Here is a 19,474-nt window from a genome sequence, read left to right as displayed (position 1 = left end):
CGCGGGGCGGGACGGGGCGCCCGCCCTGCGGCTGCGCGGCGCGCGCGTGGTCGGACGGCTCGACCTGACGGGGGGCGGAGTGGCCCCGGAGATCCTCCGGATCCGCTTCGAGGACTGCGAGTTCGACGAGCCGCTCGTGTGCGCCGACGCCCTGCTGCCCGGCCTCGCCCTGACCCGGTGCCGCCTGCCCGCCGTGCACGCGGACCGGATACGGGTGCAGGGCCCGCTGGAGCTGCGGGGCTGCACGATCCCGGGCGGCGTACGGCTGGAGCGGGTACGGGCGGAGACCGACGTGGTACTGACCGGCAGCACGTTGGGACCGGGGGCCGACGGCAGGGCACTGGCCGCGGAGGGCATGGTCGTCGCCGGAGGCCTGGACCTCGCGGGGACGGCGGCGTCCGGGGTGGTGTTCCTGGCGGGGATCCGGGTGGTGGGGCCCGTACGGCTCGACGACGCCGCGGTCCGCGCGCCCGGCGGCGACGCGCTCGTCCTGGACCGGTCGGTGCTCGGGGACCGGCTGCTGGCCCGCCGGCTGGTGGTCGACGGAGCGCTGCGGATGTTCAACGCGGACGTCGCGGGCAGCGTCCAGCTGACCGGCGCCCGCCTCACCCACCCCGACGGCATCGCGCTCGGCGCCTCGGGGGCGACCGTACGCGGTGCGGTGTGGTGCACGGCGCCGTTCACCGCCGCCGGCGAGGTCCGCCTGACCGGGGCCGAACTGCGCACCCGCCTCGACCTCTCGGGAGCCCGGATCGGCCACCCCGGCGGACTGACCGCGCTCGCCCTGGACCGGCTGTCCGCGTCCGACGTGAGCCTGCACGGCCTCACCGTCACCCGCGGCACCGTCTCGGCCGCCGGGATCCACGTACGCGACACCCTCGACCTGCGCGTCGACCGCGCCGACGAGCTGAACCTGGACCAGGGCGCGGTGGGAGTCCTGCTCGACGGCCCCGCCCACTGGCCCGCGCGTGCCGGCCTCGCCGGACTGTCCTACCGCGCCCTGCACCCCGTCCTGCCCGCCGCCGAACGGCTGGGCTGGCTCACCCGCGACCCGTCGGCCGAGGCCACCGCACAGCCGTACGAGCAACTCGCCCAGCACTACACGGCCCTCGGCCGCCCGCTGGACGCCCGCAAGGTCCGCTACGCCGCCCAGCGCCGCCACCGCGCCGCGCTGTCCGGACCGATCCGCTGGTGGGAGGGCGTACTGCAGGTGACGGTCGGCTACGGCTTCCGGCCGTGGCGGGCCCTGGGCTGGCTGGCCGCCCTGGTCGTGCTCGGCACCGTCGTCTTCGGGTCCGTACCGCCGACCGCACTGGAACCGGAGAAAGCCCCGCGCTTCCAGGCGGCGGCCTACACACTGGACCTCCTCCTGCCGCTGGTGAACCTCGGCCAGGAGACCGCCTTCCAACCGGCGGGCGCCACCCAGTGGTTCGGCTACGCACTGGTCGGCATCGGGTGGGTGCTCGCCTCGGCGGTGGGACTGGGACTGGGCAGGTCCCTGTCGGGCAGCTGAGGCACACGGTGGGGAAGTGAGCACGGTGGAACAGGGGCAGAACAGGGGAGGAACCTTGCCCGACGAGAACGACACGAAGGAACCGTCGCAGATGTACCGGCGCGCGCAGGACGGCACGCCCGTACGCGGCGATCTGGCCGACGACGAACCGCTGCTGGGGATGGCGGTGACCGACGGGCTCCGCGAGGTGTTGCTGCGGGAGCGCGACCGGGAGGCGCCGGAGCCCCCCGAGGGCGGACCGGGCCGGGCGGACCTGCGGATCGAGTTCCAGGGACCGGGCCCGGCCGACCCCTGCCTCTCGGAGGCCTTCCGCCCGGCCGAGGAGGACGCGCCGGGAATCGGGGACGCGGTCGACGGGTGCCTGGACGGGTCCGGAGCCGAGGGCGCCTTCGTCCGTCTGCTGATGGAGCGGTTACCGGAGCGCGGACACCACTTCTGGCTGATCGGAGGCGCTGTGCGGGACCTGGTGGACGTGGGCCCCGAGGCCGAGCCCAACGACCTGGACTTTGCCGGGACACTCCCGCCCCTGGAGCTGCGCCAGGAGATCGACGACCTGTCCGTGGACGCCGGACTCGGCGACTACCGGGCACGGATGAGCCGGCCCAGCCTCGTGGTCCACCTGTCGCGGCCCGAACAGGGCGGCGGCTCCCGCATCCTGGAGTACAAGGCGCTCGCCGTGACCGACTTCCCCTTCCCCGCCTACGGCGGCAGCCTGACCGACGACGTCACCTCCCGCGACCTGACCGTCAACAGCCTCTACTACGACCACGGCAGGCGGCTGCTCGTCGACCCCACCGGAGAGGGCGTCGCCCACCTGCGGGCCCGGCCGCGCGTGCTCGCCAGCCGCAACACCGAGCGGCCCGCCGGACGGAGCGCCCTGGTGCTGCTCCGCTTCATCAAGTTCGTCTTCCGCTACCCGGACGCGGACATCACCCACCTTCGGGACTGGGCCGCCGAACTCCCCGCCGACCTGCCCGACCACCTCGGCGAGTCCGACTGGAGGGCGCTGCGGCACTCCTGGCGCAGTTGCGTCCCCGACGAAGGCCTGCACCGGGCCCTGGAGATCGCCGGGCTCCTCGGCCCCGCCGCCGTGGCACTGGTCGACCGACTCACCGCGGAGGCCCGCGCATGACCGCCGTGCACCGGCCACTGACCACCTGGGTCCGGGACGCCCGTCCCACCGGGCCGCACCCCGGCGACACCACGCCGATCCCCGGCCAGGTCCGAGGCAACGGCGGCACCCGCGCGTCCGCACCGGGACCGTTCTGGGTCGCCCACGGCCCCGTCAACGAGGGCGACGAGCGCGCCGACGCCCGAAGCCTGGACCGCTTCCGCACCGGCTGGGAGCGCGGCTCGCTGCCGCTGGCCGACGGCGGCCACGCCCTCGCACTGATCGAGCCCGCCACCGGCGAGGCCGTCCTGGAACTCGACGACCTCGGGCAGCCGTTGCCCGCCGACCCCGCCACGGCCGAGGCCGTCGCCGCGATCGAACGGCGCTGGCCGGCCGAGCGGCTGGAGCCGACCGAACAGGCCCTCCTCGCCGCGGCCCACCCCGGTCTGCGCTACAGCCTGCTGGACCGCCTCGCGGCCGAGGGCCGGCCCGAACCCGACTGCTTCCACGTGCTGCCGTGGGAGCGCGTGGACCGGCTCGCGGACGAGGTGACCGCGGCCCTGGACGCGTCCGGACCGGCGGAGGGCGACGCCCCCGCGAACCGCCCCGTACGGCTGCGGCACTACTTCGCGCCCGCCGGGTCCCGGTTCACCGCCGCTCTGGAACAACTCGGCTCCGCCCTGCGCGCGTCCGACCTGCGGCGCCGACGGGTCGCGACGACCGCCCTGTGCGCACGCCTCGCGGGGGCCGCCACCGGCCGGATCCCACGACCGACCCGGGAGCGGCTGATCCTGCTGCTGGACGCGATCGCCCGCGGCGACGCCTTCCTGTCCGCCACGGCGGCACTCGCGGCGGAACGACTCGCCGGGGCCTTCGCCGGCCCCGGGGGCGGGAGCGCCGGGGCCCGGAGCGCGGACGTCGTGTGGCACCGGCTGGACTACGGCAGGCCGGCCTCGGTAAGGAACGGGTTCGCACCCGCCGCGGCGGGCGGAGCCGACTCGGCCGAGGACGAGGTGCTGCGTTCGGCGTTCACCCTCACCCTGACCGTCCAGGACGACGGCGGTCTCTACGTCGCGGTCTCCGCCCCCCTCGACACCGCCGATGCGGCGCTGCTGGCCCGGGGCTACGACGAGGTGCTGCTGCTGCCCGTCCACGTCACCGGCGCCGTCGAAGGCAGCGACCTGTACGTCCTGCTGATGCCCTTCGACGACCGCCTGTCCGGCGACCTGGAGATGACGGCCGTGGCGGAGGCCGTGGTCACCGCGGACCAGGCCGGTCCGCCGCTCGGCCTTGCCGACCTGCCGTTCCTGGACCCCGAGGCCGTGCGGAGCACGCTGGCCTGCCAGGTGCGGGACTCCGACGAGGACAACTGGCGCGAACTGCTCGACCGGCTTCCCGCCGGCCACCCCGTACGCCGCGCTGCGGAAGGAGCCTGAACGGGATGACGATGATGAAGGACGAGACCATGACCGCCGTCGGCCGCGGCCGGGGCCGGAGCGGAACGCTCGATGCGTTGGACACCGCCCTCACCTCCGCGCGTCAGACCCCCGGGGAGGTCGGAGCATTACGCAGGACGATGGCCGAGAACCCGGGTGCGTCGGTCGCCTGGCTCTCCCGCTTGGTCGAACGGTCCGACACGGCTGCCCTGGGCATCCTGTACACCGGGAAGGCCACCGCCTTCCATGACGCCCTGGGCAAGATCAAAGTAGACGGGTACGACGACTCCCTGACCGATGGCCTGCGCACGGCCTCCGGCCACGCGGTGTTCGATCCGGGGAAGCCGAAGCCGGTCCTCGACGCGGTACGGGTCCAAGCCGCACTCGCGCTCGACCTCCTCGACCCCGAGGCGGACGAGGCCCGCCTGGCGGTCGCCCTGGCCTGGTACCGGGGCGCCGGAGCCACCGCGGACCTCGAGACCGCGACCTGGGACCCGGCCGATCTCGCCCACGGCGACGAGCGACTCCGGCGCTCCCTGGACCGGCTCGCGGCCGCGGCGGGGGACGCCGTTCGTACGGGACCGGTGCTGGCCGCGGCCCTGGCCCTGTGCCGGCTTGCGTTGGGCCGGCTCCCCGGCTCCGCCAGGAAGCCGGTGGCGGTGCGCGTCCTGTTCGACCATCAGGGCGTGGGCGCCTCCGGGCGACTCGCCCTGACCCTGCTGCCGGGCGGGCCCCGTGGCCTGGTGCCCGACCCCGAGACCATGCCGCTGTTCACCGCCGACCACAAGTACGCCGCGGCCATGTCCCGGGCCTGGAACGCGTCCGGGCGGCGGCTGTCGGGAACCGTGCTGTGGTCCCTGCAGGGGTTCACGCTCGCGGGCGAGACGGGTGCCACCAAGGGCTCGGTGCCCTACCGGATCGCGGGACCGTCCCTCGGCGCGGCCTTCGGGGTGCTGCTCGCCGAGACCGTACGCGTCCGGCAGCCGGCCCTGCGCCGGGGCGACGTCGGGCTGTGGTGCACCGCCCTCGGTCGCCGGGCCCTTTTTTACCGCCGGGTCAGGGCGAGCAACTCCGTCACGGCGGACGTCACGGACGACGGCGAGCTGGTCTCCGTCTCCGGGTTCCGCGCCAAACTGAGAGCCGCGCACGACCTCGGGGTGGTCGTCGTCGCCGAGTCGGACGGGCGCGAGGCACGCGGGGTGGCCGGCGAGCTCCCCGGTGAACCGATGCAGATCGCCGCCGCCTCCGATGTGCCGAAGGCCCGGCGTAAGGCCAGCACGTTCAGTTGGAAGGTCCTCGGCGGGCAGGCCCTCGCCCTCCTGCTCTCCGTGGCCCTCGTGTTCGCGTTCGTCGCCCACCGCCAGGCGGAGAGGACCGCGGCGGAGAAACGCGAGAAGCAGGCGCGGTCCCTCCTCAATGAAGCCACTGCCGTCCAGGATTCCGATCCGGGCCGCGCCCTGCGGCTGGCCCTGTCCGCACACCGCATGAGCCCGGGCGACGCCTCCGAAAACGCCATGCTGCGCATCCTGCTGGAGACCCGCTACCGCGGCGAGGTACCGCCGGTGGTGGGCACCCCCGGGCCGACGGTGCTCGGCTACACGGGAGGCGGCCGTACCCTGCTCAGCCGGGACGCGGACCGGATCACCGTCCGGGACGCGGCGTCCCGTGCCACGGTGGCCACCCTTCCGGTGCCGTCCGGAACCAACGCCCGCAAGCCGCAGCGCGAGGTACAGCCGGTCCTGCTGCCGCTGACCACTCCCGGGGGAGCGGCCGTGCTCATCGGGACCGCCGACCTCCGGGCCGAGGTATGGAGCTTCGCGGACCCGGCGAAGCCGCAGCGGCTCGCGGAACTGCCGGGCGGCGGACAGGTGCTGCAGGCCGCCGTCAGCGGTGACGGCCGTACCCTGGCCACCCTCGGGCCGCTCACCCCGCCGGCCGCCGGCGACTCGGCCGCCCCGGAGGCCCTCACCGTGTACGACGTCACGAACCCCGCCACGCCCCGGAAGAAGAGGCAGATGGCCGCCTACACCCCCACAGCGGACAACGACCTCGTCGGCCTCGCGGTCAACGCCTCCGGCAACCGGGTCGCCGTCGCCGACGACCGCAACATCCAGGTGCACGACACACAGGCCGCCGCGCTCCCGGTGACCGTCACGATCGAACCGGTCCGTTCCACCGGCGCCGACGACCCGCGCGGCGGCGGACAGATCAACCCCACCGAAGGAGTCGCCTTCCACGGCACGGACGACTACAGCCTCTACACCGCCACCACGCACCCCCTCGCGGCGGGAGCGGGCGCCGGCAACCGGTTCATCGACGTCTGGAACATCTACCCGGAGCGGACCGGCCCCGGATACCGGCTCGAAACGGTCCTCCGTGGGTCGAGCTGGGTGGTGCCCGGGCCGCGCGGGAGCGCCGCGGCGCGGGACGACTCCGGGGTGATCCTGCTCGGCAGCGAGGTCGTGCTGCGCATGACGAAGGGCGCGACGGCCGCCGCGAAGCCCCCGTCGGCCGTCGACCTCGTACCGCCGATCGCCTACAGCCCGGACGGGAAGCGGCTGGCGCTCGGCGGCGACGACGGTGCGGTGCGGTTCTGGGACGTGTCCACCCAGACCCCCTCGGCGGCCCCGGCGCCCCTCACGAGCTACAAGATGGCCGCAGTGGCGTACGCCCCACGGACATCGGTCCTGGCCGTGACCCAGCTCGTCGAAGGCACCACGAAACAGGAACTGGAGACCGTCCTCTTCGACACCGCGGCCGGCCCACCCTTCCGGCGGCTCGGCACTCTGGAGACCCCTGCCGACCTGTTGGGGATCGATCAGGACGCCACCCGCATGGCCGTGTTCGATCACGGTGAGCTGTCGCTGTGGGACGTGAGCGACCGGGCCCGGCCGCGCCGACTGGAGGCCACGTTCCCGCTGCCCGCGGACATCGCGGCGGACAGCGGAAGCCCGAGCGGGTCCGGAACGGGACACACGACCGGGGGCATCGCCTCCCTGCTGGTCGGCCCGGAGGGGAAGACCGTGGTGGCGGTGCGCGGTGGCAATTCCGAGGCGCTGGTCTGGCGGGTCGACGGCGACGGGAGCCACGCTTCGCCGTTCCAGCGGCTCATGTCCGGCACCTCAACCCCCACGGTGGACGAGCAGCAGGTCCCGGGGACGGGCATGCCGGAGCCGGGCGCGATCCCGGGCGACGGAGCCGGCCCGGAGGAGTACGAGACGACGACCCCTGGCCCAGGCCTGGACTCCGGCTCCGGCTCCGACTCCGTCCTGGACCTCGACTCCGGCGTGGTGTCCGAGTCCGGCACGGAGACCGGATCCGACACCGACACCGAGGGCGGCGCGGCGCTGTCCCCCGACGGGCGGACGCTGGCCCTGGACGGCGGACGGACGGGGCTGAGCGTGTGGGACCTTTCCGCCGCGGGTCAGGCCCGCCGGACGCAGACCATCCCCGGCACGACCTCGGGGGGTGGCCTCCTCTTCAGCGAGGACGGGAGCATCCTCCGGTCCGGGGCCCATGGTTGGCGGTTGTCCGATTCGGGCAAGGGCAAGGCCGAGCCTCTCGACGACCTCCCGATGCCCAAGGGGGCCCACGCCATGGACGTGTTGGTGCAAGGGGCCTGGGGCGCGCTCGCCACCACCTCCGGATTCCGGGACTTCACCACCTGGCTCGTACGACCTGGCATGGAGCCGGTGGCGCTCGGGCACGACGGCTTCGCCGAGCACCCGTGGGCGTTCGCCCTCCCGCCGGGCCGTCTCCTGCTCGGCTCGCCGGTTCTCGTCGTACGGGACGTCACCGAGGCGGTGACGGCCGCCCGCGATCCACGGGCCGCAGCCTGTGCGGCGGTCGGTGGCGGCCTCACCCGGGCCGAACTCGACGCCGTCGCCGAGGGAGCCACCTGGGAGCCGGCCTGTCCGGGATCCGACCGCCGGTGAGGTCGGCGCCCGGGGGTGTGTAGCGTCGTGATGATGAAACCGTTGACCGGCACCACCACCGACCAGGCGCCGGCCGATCCGGCCGCCACCGACGACATGTTGGCCACCCAGCCCATCGGCTACTGGAGCGGCCTGGCCCACACGGCCGTCACCCGGCAGCTGCGGGACGCCATGGCCCGGATCGATGTGACACAGCCGCAGTACTGGGTCCTCAACCGGGTCAACAGCGGGCTTCCCGCACCCGCCCGGGAAGAGGTCATCACCCAACTGACCCCTTTGGCGGAAGGACCGCACGAGATCGCCCGGGTCGTGGACCAGCTGCTCCACCGCGGGTGGCTCTCGACCGACGACCGCGGGCGCCTGCACCTCACCGAGGCCGGGCAAGCCGCCAGGGCGCGGCTTCGGCAGCTGGTGACCGAGCAGCGTGCCGTGGTCCACCAGGGCATCGGCGACGAGGAGTACGTGGCGGCCCTCAAGGTGCTGCGCAGGATGGTCGCCAACGTCGAGCGGGCGGAGTCCGAGGCTTCGTGAGGGCCCCGACCGGCTCCGGTCGGGCCCGCGCGGGGTTCAGCCGGTGCAGGTGATCGAGAAGGGGACCGGGTTGGAGGTGACGCGGATGGGGCTCTGGAGTTCCACGGCCATCCCCGTCGTCAGGGTGCCCGACTTCGCGTAGGCCGTCAGGCGTACGGTGTCGCGCTTCGTCGGCTCGGCCTTGTCCCCGATCGACAGGGTGCGCCAGTGCGGATCCACCACGGAGCCGTCACCGGAGACCCAGCGGTAGGAGATCAGCGTCGGCTCCGACGCGGTGAAGGTCGCGATGAACGCCGGGGCCCGGCCTTCGGGGATCGGACAGCCGCCGGTGTAGGTCGTGTTCGTGCCCGCCACCGACATCCGTACGCCCGGATCGGTTCCGGTGTTCCCGTCGTCGCCGTTCAGCGCGTAGGCGATCCCGCCGCCGATCAGTACGCAGGCGGCCACGCCGGCCGCGACGAAGGCCGCCGTACGGCGCCTGCGGGGCGGGGCGGCGGGCGCCGCGGCCCCGGGCTCCGCAAGGGCCCGTGCCGTGGCGGGTGCGGCGGGGTCCGCCAGGACGCGGGCGCCGGCGGTCGTGGTGGCGTCCGGGTGCGCGATGTCCCGCAGGGCCTCCGCGGCTTCGGCGGAAGGGGTCCGCTCCGCGGGCTCCTTGCGGAGCAGACCGGCGATGACCGGGGCCAGCGGTCCGGCGCGGGTGGGCACCGGCGGTTCCTCGTCCACGACCGCCCGCAGGGTGCTCAGCGCGGTGTCGTGCCGGAAGGGGGAGATCCCCTCCACGGCCGCGTACAGCAGGACACCGAGGGACCACAGGTCGGACTCGGGGCCCGAGGGGCGGCCCAGTGCCCGCTCCGGCGGCAGGTACTCGGGGGAGCCGACCAGCTCGCCGGTCATGGTCAGGGCGGTGCTGCCCTCGACCATCGCGATGCCGAAGTCGCTGAGCACGACCCGCCCGTCCTCGGAGAGCAGGACGTTCGCCGGCTTCACGTCCCGGTGCTCCACCCCGACGGCGTGCGCGGCGCGCAGCGCGCTCAACACCTCCCCACCGATGTGCGCGGCGTGCCGGGGTGTGAGCGGGCCCTCGGCCCGCAGCAGATCGGCGAGCGACCGTCCGCGGATCAGCTCCATCACGACCCACGGCCGGTCGTCCTCCATGACCACGTCGTGGATCGTGACCACGTTGCGGTCGGGTATGCGGGCCGCAGCCCACGCCTCCCGCTCCAGCCGGCTGTACATCCGCGTGATGTCACCGGCCTGCAGCCCGGCCGGAGCCCGTACCTCCTTGACCGCGACCTCCCGGTACAGGGTCTCGTCGAGGGCCCGCCACACGGTGCCCATACCGCCTTCGCCGAGCCGGGACAGCAACCGGTAGCGGCCCGCGATCAGCCGCTCCCCGCCCGCCGCGTCCATGCCTGCGGCCGCACCTGCGGTGGTGGCCGTGAACGCGGTCTCCGTCACGGTCTCGTTTTCCTCGTTGTACATGGGGGCGGTTCTCCTTCTTGGCGCCGGCCGACGCGAACATCACGTACGGACCGGGCCCCCGGTTCAGAGGGACTCGAAAGATTCCAAGAAATGGTTGAACCGAACACCTTCTCGATGACGTGTTGTCGGCGTACGGGAAATCAACGACATCGTCTTCAAGGGGTGTGGAGTGCCATCGGTCATCGTGGGGCGCACGGGTCCGTTCGCCGGACAGAGCGTGGTCCTGGGCGGCGAGCCCCTCAGTTTCGGGCGCAAGAGCGACAGCGGCGTCGTGATCGTGAGCGCCAACGCCTCCCGGCTGCACGCCGAGATCCTCGCGGAGGACCCCGGGTTCGTCCTCTACGACCGGGACAGCCGCAACGGCACGTTCGTCAACGACCGGCGCGTCACCCGGCACGTACTGCGCCCGAACGACTGCATCCGGATCGGTGACGAAACGTTCCTCTACGAGGCGCAGGACGCCATGGAGACGGTCATGGACCTCTCCCTCCTGGACGTCCCCCGGGTGAGCACGGCCGACCCCGGCGTGCTGCGGGTCACCATCACCGGCGGCGGCCCGGTGGGCCTCGCCTTCGCCCTGGCGCTCGACGAGATGCTGCCCGGCCGGACCGCCATCACCCTCTACGACGGGCGCTGGACCAGGAAGGGCTCCGCGATCGTCTGGAAGGACGAGACCCAGGGCAATTTCCGCCGCCAACAGGTCGTGACCGTCCAGAGCCGCCAGTACCTCGCCCTGTCCGAAGAGGTCCTCGGCGCACTGTTCGACGACGTCGGCGCCTACTCCGAGATGTGGCCCGTCGGGCCGGACTCGGTCGACGGCCACCCGCCCCGCAACATCCGGATCGCCCACATCGAGGACCGGCTGCTGGACCTGGCGAACCGGCGGCCGGCCATCCGCCTCGTCCCCGAACGCTTCGACGTGACGGAGCGGCAGAACCGGCTCACGCAGGAACACGTCCTCGTGGTCTGCGAGGGCGGACGCTCCCGCACCCGCGAGCACTACGCCGACCGCTTCGGCACGGCCGACGCCTCGATCTACTCCCTCGACGGCGAGCACCTTCAGGACGTCGTGCTGGGGCTGCGGGTCAAGTCGAAGCTGCCGGACCCGATGAGCGTGCTGCTCACGGTGTCGCAGAACCGCTTCCTGCTCAACTCGCTGCGCGGCGAGGGGTTCCTGAACATGCGGCTCACCCGGGAGGAGGCCAGGAACGTCATCGGCATCGACCCGGTCCGCCAGGTCTTCGAGGAGTGCATCGCCGCCCGCCCCTGCCTGATGAGCCGGCAGGAGGAGGACAACGAGTTCCGCTGCCCCACGCACGGCACCCTCTTCCTGCCCGCCCTGCTGCGTGGCTCCCCGCTGTGGAAGGAGATCCGGCAGGGCCTGCGCCTCTTCGGGGTGGCCGAGGACGACCTGTCGGCGATCACCTCGTTCCGACTGGACATGGTGCAGCGCCCGCGGTTCACGGCGCAGCTGCACCGGCCGACCGCGACCAGCCCCGGCACCTTCGGCTTCCTGCTGGGCGACGCCGCCAACGCCATCCACTTCTGGCCGGGCCGAGGCCTCAACAGCGGTCTCGCCTCGGCCACTTCACTGGCCCGTTCGCTCAGCCGCGCCTGGCAGGGCAAGCCGCTGCGGGACGCCGACTTCATCCGGCACGAGGCCGCCATGTCCATGCTCCAGTACCGGCACAAGAGCCGGGCCTGGAACGCCATGGTGACCACCGACGACCAGGGCGTCACCCGCGCCATCCGGGACGTCATCGCGAGCAGCGCGGAGGCCGGTCCGGGCGCCGGCGGCGCGGACGGGAGCGACCTGGACGCGCTGCTGGAGCGGATGGCCGGGATCCGCGACCGGTTGGGGTCCCGGCTGCCCGGCCTGCCCACGGACGGTGAACTCCGCGCCCACCTGACCTCGATCGCCCCCGCCACCCTGCGGACCCTGCGGGAGAGCGGCGCCTGGGACACTCTGATCGTCGGCGGGGAGGAGGCCGACATCGACCTCTTCTACCAGTCGGACTCCCCGGTCTTCGTCCCCCGGCCGGTCGACCCCCGAAGTCTCCCGGTCCCGGCCGTCGGCCGGGCTGAGCTGGGGGTTAGTCTCGGTGGATGAACCCTGGGCGGCCTTCGAAGGTCATCACGCGCCACCATGACGGGCTGATCCACGCCTACGTGGTGGACCCCGACACCTTCGGACCGCTGGAGCCCGCCGTGGTGTTCCGGCCGCGCGCCGGCGACGCGGTAGAGGAGTCCGTGGTGCGGCCCGATCTCGAGCGGGTCGTGTACACCACGCTGAACGAGGTCGTCTGTCTCACGCGCTCCGGCGACCCGGTGTGGGTGTCGGCCTTCGCGCCGCACTCGGAAGTGCGTCACGGCCATCAGCCCGGCTGTTCGCTGTCCCAGGACGGCCGCACCGTGTGGGTCTACCGGCCGGACGTGATGGCGCAGCGCCGGGTCGCGGACCAGTGGGTCGTGTACGACGCCGACAGCGGGGAGGTCCTCGCCCGCCGGGAGTTGGAGACCGTCGGGCACGGTGGTCTCCACCACGCGCACCCGGCCGACGGCAGTGTGTACCTCACCATCGGTGAGGGCCAGGACGGGGCCGTCGTCGTCAGAGGTGTGATCGGCGCCGACGGCGCGCCGCAGTTCGTGACGTACCCGTGGCCGGACCGCTGCCTGATCGACCTGGCGCCGGGCGGGCGGCAGTTCATGACCGTCGACCACGAACAGGGGGACGTCGCCTTCCACGACCACCCCAGCGGGGACGTGCTGTTCACCCTGTCCGTCGACGCCTTCGGGTACGACCCGGACGACACGTACGTGGAATGGAGCGGCGGCTACCTGACCCCGGACACGGCCGTCGTCACCCTGGGCGGTGAACGCGAGGACGAGGAGGAGTGGTTCCGCCACCACCTCGTCGACGTGCACACCGGCGCGCTCCTCGGCGAGATCGACCTCGACGTGAGCAACCCGTACGAGGGGGTACCTCTGGGTGACGGTTCCTGGCTCACCGAAGGCCCCGACGGCCGTCCCGTCCGCCGGTCCCGCCCGACGGTCGGATCGTCGTAGCCGCCCTCTACCCTCCCCGGCATGACCACTGACCACTGACCACTGACCACTGACCACGGATTCACCCTGGACCGCGTACGGGAGATCGCCGCAGCCCTACCCCGGCCCGCTGCCGCCGGCGGGCCCGAGGCCGCGTCCGCGTAACCCGGTGACACGCTCCGGTCCGGGGTGGAGAATCGGACGCACGGACGTGGGGCCGAGGGGGCGGGGGCGCTGATGGGTCGGGCACTGCGCGTGGGGTTCGTGGTTCTGCCGGTGGGGTTCGTACTCTGGTACGCCTCGTACTACACCACGATCGTGGTGTGGGAGTTGCGCAAGCTCGTCTCCTGGTTCGCCCTGCCCCTGCTGGCCGCCGCGGCCACCCTGGTGGGCGTGTTGGTGGTGGGATGGCTGCGGCGCCGGGCCGGGCGCGGCGCGGGCACCGGGAACGCGGCCGTCACCCTCGGGTGCCTGGGCGCCGTCGTGGGGTTGGGCCTCACCGTCGGCTGGCTCGTGTACGGCTCGTACCTGCAGGACCGTGCGTACATGGCCACCGCGCAGGTCGTGACCGAGCCCGTACCGGCGTTGGCGGCCCGGGTGCCGTACGTGGCCGGCAAGGCGCAGGCCGCCCCGCACCTGGGCGATGTCACCGGCGAGATCTCCGACATCACCTACCTCCCCGACTCGGACCGGTTCGCCACGCTGGTGGAGCGCCGCGGCTGGCTGGCCGGGTACGAGGTCGGCCTCGTGCAGGACGTCCCGCTCGGCGGCGAGAGCCGCAGCCAGGAGCGCTGCGCCTTCGACGTGTCCGCGGCGGACGCCCGGATCAGCGGCTGGTTCACCCACAACCTCGGCAGGAAGATCTCGGCCGAGAAGCGCTGGGTCCGGTTCGAGGCCGACGACGCCTACGTGACCTGCTCGGGCGGCACACCGGTCGTCGTCGTCCCGCTCAAGCGGCAGACCGGGATCCTCGTGGTGACCGAGCGCCCCGCCGGCGTCGCGCTCTACGACGGGCGCACCGGAAAGCTCACCCTCACCACCGACACCTCCGCCGTGCCCGGCCCGTCCTATCCGATCAGCCTCGCCGCCCGTCAGCGGGAAGGGACCGCCGCGGTGGGCGGCTTCAGCGACTGGTGGTTCGAACGCAGCGGATGGGATGCCTCCGAGGACGGCGCCAACGAGGGCAACGAGTCCGAGTTCACCCTGCGGTACGTCGAAGAGGCCGGGCGCAGCGCGTACGTCACCCCGCTCACGCCGCAGGGGGAGGCCAGTTCGGTCGTGGCCGTGTCCACGGTGCCCACCCGCCACCGGGGCGGCGGGCTCGCGCCGATGACCATCCACCGCCTCGATCCGGCGTGGTCGTCCCCGAAGGCGCTGGTCGCCCTGATCAAGGCGGAGTACCGGGACGTCTGCTGCTACAACGACGACCAGGTGTTCGAGGTCGTACCCACCGGGGGCGGGACGTGGACGGCCACCGTCGGCAGCGAGCAGAACGTCCGCTACCGGGTAGAGGGCAAGGGCCAGGTGGGCGGCCGTGAGGCGACCTGCCTGAAGGCCGCCGACGGAGCGCTCATCCGGTGCGCGTACGTGGTGCCCGGATCGCCCGAGGAGCAGGAACTCAAACGGCGGGAGGAGCAGAAGAAGCAGCAGGAGGGCGCGAAGAACCCAGGGGATCCGGGCGACCTGACGGGCTATACGAACGATCAGCTCGCGGAGCTCCAGCGCCGGATGACGGAGGAGATCGGTCGCCGTCTGAAGGCCGGCTGACCGGCCCGATCACCCGGAGGCGGCCAGGAGGGACGCGTCCCGAGGATCGTTCGGGCCGGTGTGTCCGCGTCTCGGCGTGCGGGGTCCCCACCGCATCGATCCGGTCACCCTGGTGGGCCGTTCGGTGAACCGGGCGTGGCCGCCACCTGGGCCGCAGGTGCGGGAAGCGTGGTCACGCCGGGTGACGCACCGCGCTCCCGCGTGCTGCGGACCTGCGGGCACCCGGCGGGAGCTGCGTGAATCGACCCTCGGGTGACCGACATCCGAACGGACTGTCCGTAAATCGACCGCCCATGTGCGACGGACCTTCATACCTGGCAGGCTCATGCCCAGTTGAGCGCCACATGAAAGTTCTAGCGCGCCAAACATCCTTCGAATCGAAAGTGGGCCTTGCCATGCGCCGCCGCTTAGCCACCGTCTCCGCCGCCGCTCTCCTCAGCCTCGCCGGCACCGCGGGCCTGGCGGAGGCGAGCCCGACGAGCCTCTACGCACCCTCCGCGATGGTCTTCACCGTCACCCAGGGGGACGACGCCGCCACCGGTACGGCCCTGCGTGCGGTCGTCCTCAGCTGCGCCTACACCGCCGAGGGCACGCACCCCGACCCCAGGGCCGCGTGCGACGCCCTCAACGAGACCGGCGGCGAGTTCGACCGCCTGCTCGCCGCACCGAACCCGGGCCAGGTGTGCCCGCGGCACTACGACCCCGTCACCGTCACCGCGGACGGCGTCTGGCACGGTGAGCGCGTCTCGTGGAAGCACACCTTCTCCAACCCGTGCGTGATGTCCGCGACCCTGAACGGCAACGCCCTCTACGCGTTCTGACGCGGCGGAGCGTCGCGGCTCGCGGCGGCTCGTTGCCGCGTCGGGGGCCGTGGCACGGGGGGCATGGCCGGGGGCCGGCGGCCACCTGGGGTGGCGGCGACCGGACCCGGCGGTCAGGCGTGGGGGAGGTGGGGGTGGGGGCGCCTGCCGCCGTGCCAGGGACACCCCCGTCACGGGTGTTCCGTTCTCTCCCTGGGATCGGCGGGTGGCGGCCCGCCGGGGCGCGTGGGTCAGTTCTGCCAGGGGGTCCAGCTACCGCTGGTCAGGCGGTGCCGGGACCAGCGCTCGCCGTCCATGCCGACGATCGAGATGGTCGGGTTCCAGGTGTTGTTGCCCTCGATGCGGACCCCACTGCGCACGGTGCCGCCCATGGAGGTCCACTCGCTCCAGGAGCCGCCGGCGAACTGCCAGCGGGTCCACACCGCGAAATCGGTGCCGACGATGAAGACCTGACGGTTTCCGGCCGGGTACGTCAACCAGGCCTCGCCGTACTCGCAGATGTAGTCACCGCCGAGGCCGGACACGTGACAGAAGCCGGCAGCGGCGGCGGGCGCCGCCGCCTGCGCCGGGGCGGCGGTGACGCCGGCGAGGGCGGCACCGGAGAGCGCGAGGGTGGTGACCGCGAGGGCGGACCGGCGGAGGATGGCCAAGGTCATGTGTGTACTCCCCAATCGGGATGACGGAACGACTCGACGCCTCGAACACTTCCACCGGCCGCCAACGATGCTCTAACGGCCCGCTAACGCTCCGCCCGCACCGCACCGCACCGCACCGCACCGCTCCGTCCGCACCGCTCCGCCATTCATGCGTTCGAGGGCGGAATATGCGTTCCATGATTGGCCGAGGCCGTACTCATGTCGCCGGAACAATCCGACTTATCCTCGGTCAGGGGCCGTCAGTACGTGGACGGAACGGTACGAAGCGGTACGGATCGACAAGGGTGGGGTCTGTGCAGTTCCGCGTGTTGGGGCCCGTCACCGTCACGACGAAGGACGGGGCTCCCCTCCCGCTCGGCCCTGCCAAACGCCGGAGCCTGCTCGCCATGCTGCTGGCCCACTCGAACACGCCCGTCGGCGTCGAGCGACTCACCGAGGCACTGTGGGACGAGGAACCGCCGAGGCACGCGCGCACCGTGCTGCAGGGACACGTCTCCCGGCTCCGGGCGGTCTTCGCACAGCACGACGCGGAAGCGCACGGCGTGGAACTCCTCACCCAGGGGGCGGCGTACCGGCTGCGCCTGCCCGAAGCACTCGTGGACGCCCACCGGTTCGAGGAGTCGCTCCGGCTCGTCCGGCGGAGCGCGGGCCCGGCGGAGGCCGTGGCGGTCCTGCGCGAGGCACTGGGGCTGTGGCAGGGTCCGGCGTTCGCCGGGACCGTGCACAGCGCACCGCTGGAGGCGCCCGCGCACGCGTTGGAGGAGTTGCGTCTGACGGCCGTGGAGGCGCTGGCGCGCGCGTACGGGCAGCTGGGCGACCACGGAGCCGCCGCGTCCGTGCTGCGCGCCGAGGCCACCGCGCACCCTCTGCGAGAGCCGCTCGTGGCACAGCTGATGCTGGTCCTGGCCAGGGCGGGCCGGCAGGCGGACGCGCTGGACTGGTTCCACCGTACGCGGAAGCTGCTCGCCGACGAGATCGGCGTCGACCCCGCACCGGTGCTCACCGACGCGTACCGCACCCTTCTGCGCCCCGATACCGATGCCGGTGTCGATACCGATACCGATACCGGCATCGACACCGGCGCCCAGCCTCCGGCCGATGCCGATGCCGATGCCGATGCCGACAACGAGACGGCGGCCGGGTCGCCGACCGCCTGGCCGCACGAGGCCGCCGTGGCCGCAGGGCCCGTCGGCACCCCCCAACTCCTGCCCCGCCGGCCCCGGGGCTTCATCGCGCGACAGGACGAGCTCGCCGTCCTCGACCGTGTCACGAGCGCGGTGCCGGGCCCCATCGTCACGCTCACGGGCCCTGCCGGCGTCGGCAAGACCGCGCTCGCCGTGCACTGGTCGCACCGACGGCGCGCCGACTTCCCCGACGGCACCCTCTTCGCCGACCTGTGCGGCTTCAGCCCCACCCCGGCCCGGGACACCTGCGCCGTGCTCCGCGAGTTCCTGCTCGCGCTCGGCGTCCCGGTCGAGCGGATGCCGGGCTCGCCCACCGCCGTCGGGGCCCGCTACCGCGAACTGACCGCCGGGCGCCGACTGCTGGTCGTCCTGGACAATGCCGTCGACTCCGAGCAGATCCGCCCGTTGCTGCCCGGCGGGGACGAGTGCGTCACCCTCGTCACCAGCCGCGACCGGCTCGACGGCCTGGTGGCCACCGACGCCGCCCGCCCGGTGACGGTCGGCGCGCTGCCCGCCGGCGACGCGACCACGCTGCTCGCCGCCGTGTTGGGCCCGGAGTCGGTGGCCGCCGAACCGGAAGCCGCCGCCCGCTTGGCCGGCCTGTGCGACGGACTACCGCTCGCGCTGCGAGTCGCCGCCGCTCGGCTCGCGACCCGTCCGCACCGAGGCCTGGCCTCCTTCGCCGGTGAACTCGCCGACGAGCAGCACCGGTTGGATCTGCTCAAGGCGGAGGACACCGGCGTCGCCGCGGCACTCGGCCTCAGCCTGCGGCATCTGCCCGAACCGGCCCGCGGACTGTTCCACCACCTCGGCCCGCACACCGGTGCCACCCTCGACACCGGCACCGCCGCCGCGCTCGCCGACTGCCCGCCGCCCCAGGCCGCCCTGGCGCTCGACCAGTTGGCCGCGGCCCAGCTGGTCGTCGAGACGGGCCCGCGGTCCTACGTGCTGCACGATCTGGTGCGCCTCTTCGCCCGCAGCCTGGCACCCGGTCACGAACCCGCCGGGCTGCTGCGGCTGCTCGACCACTGGGTACAGACCCTGCTCGAGGCGTGCGCGGCCGCGGAGCCCGGCGGCGAACCGTGTTGCGCCCCTCCGGCCGAGGCTCGGCGATCGGCCGAGATCCGCCGGTTCGCCGACCGGACGGCCGCGCTCGCCTGGTACTCCGCCGAACGCGGCACCCTGCGGGCCACGGTCGAGGCCGCCGTCACGGCGGGCTTCCACGACCGGGCCTGGCGGCTCGTCCTGCTCCAGTGGCCGCTCATCGTGTGGCAGGTCCGCGACGGCTGGGTGCCGCTGCTCGAACAGGGCCTCGAGTCCGCGGAACTGGACGGTGATCCGGCCGCCCAGTCCCGGGCGTTGGCACTGCTCGGCTGGGTGCTGTCCGAGGAGGGCAGGCCCGAGGAGGCCCTGACCCGGTTGGAGCGGGCCCCTGACCTCGCGGCCCGCGCGGGGGACGTCGCCGGGGAAGCGGTCGCCCGGATCAACCTGGCCGTGGCGCTCATGCGCCACGGCGACCGCGAGCGGCCTGGGGCCCTGTTGGCCCAGGCCCTCGCCCTGGCCGAGCGGGAGGGCCTCACCGAGACCGTCACCCTGGCGCACCAACACCTCGCCCAGCACCTGCTGTCCGTCGGCGCCGCGGCCCGAGCCGCCGAACACGCGGCCCACGGGCTCATGCTCGCCGCGCCTCCGCTGGCGGCCCCACGGCGGGTGGTCCTGCGCACCCTGCACGGCGAGGCACTGGCCGCCGTCGGACGTACCGGCGAGGCCGTACGACAGCTCCGCGAAGCCATCCGAGAGGCCCGGGCCAACGCCTACGAGGAGGGCGAGCTCGCCGCGCGGGCGGCACTGGACGGGGTCCGATCCACGCCCCGGCGGATCGCCGCCGGCGCGAGGACCGGCCGGTCCGGTCTTACCTAGGCCGTCTCTTCCGGATCTTGCCGGGCCCGGCCCGCCCGGCACGGCACCTCGCCGCGTTGTCGGGGCACCCGAG

Annotated in this window: 12 protein-coding genes; 10 read left to right on the top strand and 2 right to left on the bottom strand. The window is 73.4% G+C overall.

Going from position 1 to position 19,474, the window contains the following annotated elements; all coding sequences use genetic code 11:
- The 5 genes from AB8A24_RS40280 to AB8A24_RS40260 form a co-directional block, all read left to right on the top strand.
- A partial coding sequence (locus AB8A24_RS40280) for a hypothetical protein (protein ID WP_369478982.1) occupies nucleotides 1-1,513 on the top strand: 1,513 nt, incomplete at its 5' end.
- Nucleotides 1,514-1,568: 55 nt separating this feature from the next.
- The gene (locus tag AB8A24_RS40275) at nucleotides 1,569-2,645 is read left to right on the top strand and encodes a hypothetical protein (RefSeq protein ID WP_369478981.1); all 1,077 of its coding nucleotides are present in this window, start codon (nucleotides 1,569-1,571) and stop codon (nucleotides 2,643-2,645) included.
- The gene (locus AB8A24_RS40270) at nucleotides 2,642-4,060 is read left to right on the top strand and encodes a hypothetical protein (protein WP_328965102.1); all 1,419 of its coding nucleotides are present in this window, start codon (nucleotides 2,642-2,644) and stop codon (nucleotides 4,058-4,060) included. Before AB8A24_RS40275 ends, AB8A24_RS40270 begins: the two co-directional genes overlap by 4 nt.
- Before the next feature lie 5 nt (nucleotides 4,061-4,065).
- Nucleotides 4,066-7,995 (top strand): hypothetical protein, encoded by a 3,930-nt coding sequence (locus tag AB8A24_RS40265; RefSeq protein ID WP_369478980.1) that lies wholly within the window; start codon nucleotides 4,066-4,068, stop codon nucleotides 7,993-7,995.
- A 33-nt stretch (nucleotides 7,996-8,028) separates the two neighbouring features.
- Nucleotides 8,029-8,526, top strand: coding sequence for a MarR family winged helix-turn-helix transcriptional regulator (locus tag AB8A24_RS40260; protein ID WP_266386495.1), 498 nt, complete (start codon nucleotides 8,029-8,031; stop codon nucleotides 8,524-8,526).
- 36 nt (nucleotides 8,527-8,562) lie between these two features.
- Here AB8A24_RS40260 and AB8A24_RS40255 read toward each other — a convergent pair whose 3' ends face one another.
- Nucleotides 8,563-9,936: a serine/threonine-protein kinase gene (locus AB8A24_RS40255; protein ID WP_328966116.1), complete on the bottom strand. Its 1,374-nt coding sequence runs from the start codon at nucleotides 9,934-9,936 to the stop codon at nucleotides 8,563-8,565.
- A gap of 241 nt (nucleotides 9,937-10,177) precedes the next feature.
- Between AB8A24_RS40255 and AB8A24_RS40250 the strand changes: the two genes are divergently transcribed.
- From AB8A24_RS40250 to AB8A24_RS40235, 4 genes are all read left to right on the top strand, one after another.
- On the top strand, nucleotides 10,178-12,118 hold the full coding sequence (locus AB8A24_RS40250; RefSeq protein WP_328965104.1) for an FHA domain-containing protein: 1,941 nt from the start codon (nucleotides 10,178-10,180) through the stop codon (nucleotides 12,116-12,118).
- Complete coding sequence (locus AB8A24_RS40245) at nucleotides 12,115-13,074, top strand: hypothetical protein (RefSeq protein WP_328965105.1); 960 nt, start codon at nucleotides 12,115-12,117, stop codon at nucleotides 13,072-13,074. Before AB8A24_RS40250 ends, AB8A24_RS40245 begins: the two co-directional genes overlap by 4 nt.
- 255 nt (nucleotides 13,075-13,329) lie before the next feature.
- Entirely contained in the window at nucleotides 13,330-14,820 is a 1,491-nt protein-coding gene (locus AB8A24_RS40240) for a hypothetical protein (RefSeq protein WP_328965106.1), read from the top strand.
- Between the two features lie 395 nt (nucleotides 14,821-15,215).
- On the top strand, nucleotides 15,216-15,641 hold the full coding sequence (locus AB8A24_RS40235; RefSeq protein ID WP_369478979.1) for a subtilase-type protease inhibitor: 426 nt from the start codon (nucleotides 15,216-15,218) through the stop codon (nucleotides 15,639-15,641).
- A gap of 230 nt (nucleotides 15,642-15,871) precedes the next feature.
- Here the strand turns inward: AB8A24_RS40235 and AB8A24_RS40230 are convergent, their stop codons facing one another.
- Nucleotides 15,872-16,297 (bottom strand): hypothetical protein, encoded by a 426-nt coding sequence (locus AB8A24_RS40230; RefSeq protein WP_328965108.1) that lies wholly within the window; start codon nucleotides 16,295-16,297, stop codon nucleotides 15,872-15,874.
- Between the two features lie 293 nt (nucleotides 16,298-16,590).
- On the opposite strand from AB8A24_RS40230, the gene AB8A24_RS40225 reads away from it, so the two are divergent.
- On the top strand, nucleotides 16,591-19,401 hold the full coding sequence (locus AB8A24_RS40225) for a BTAD domain-containing putative transcriptional regulator (protein ID WP_328965109.1): 2,811 nt from the start codon (nucleotides 16,591-16,593) through the stop codon (nucleotides 19,399-19,401).
- The last annotated feature ends 73 nt before the right edge of the window (nucleotides 19,402-19,474 follow it).

The organism is Streptomyces sp. BF23-19 (assembly GCF_041106355.1).
In the GTDB taxonomy this organism is placed as follows: domain Bacteria; phylum Actinomycetota; class Actinomycetes; order Streptomycetales; family Streptomycetaceae; genus Streptomyces; species Streptomyces virginiae_A.
Note: the sequence above shows the minus strand (reverse complement) of the source record. Positions and strands in the feature narration are given on the sequence as shown.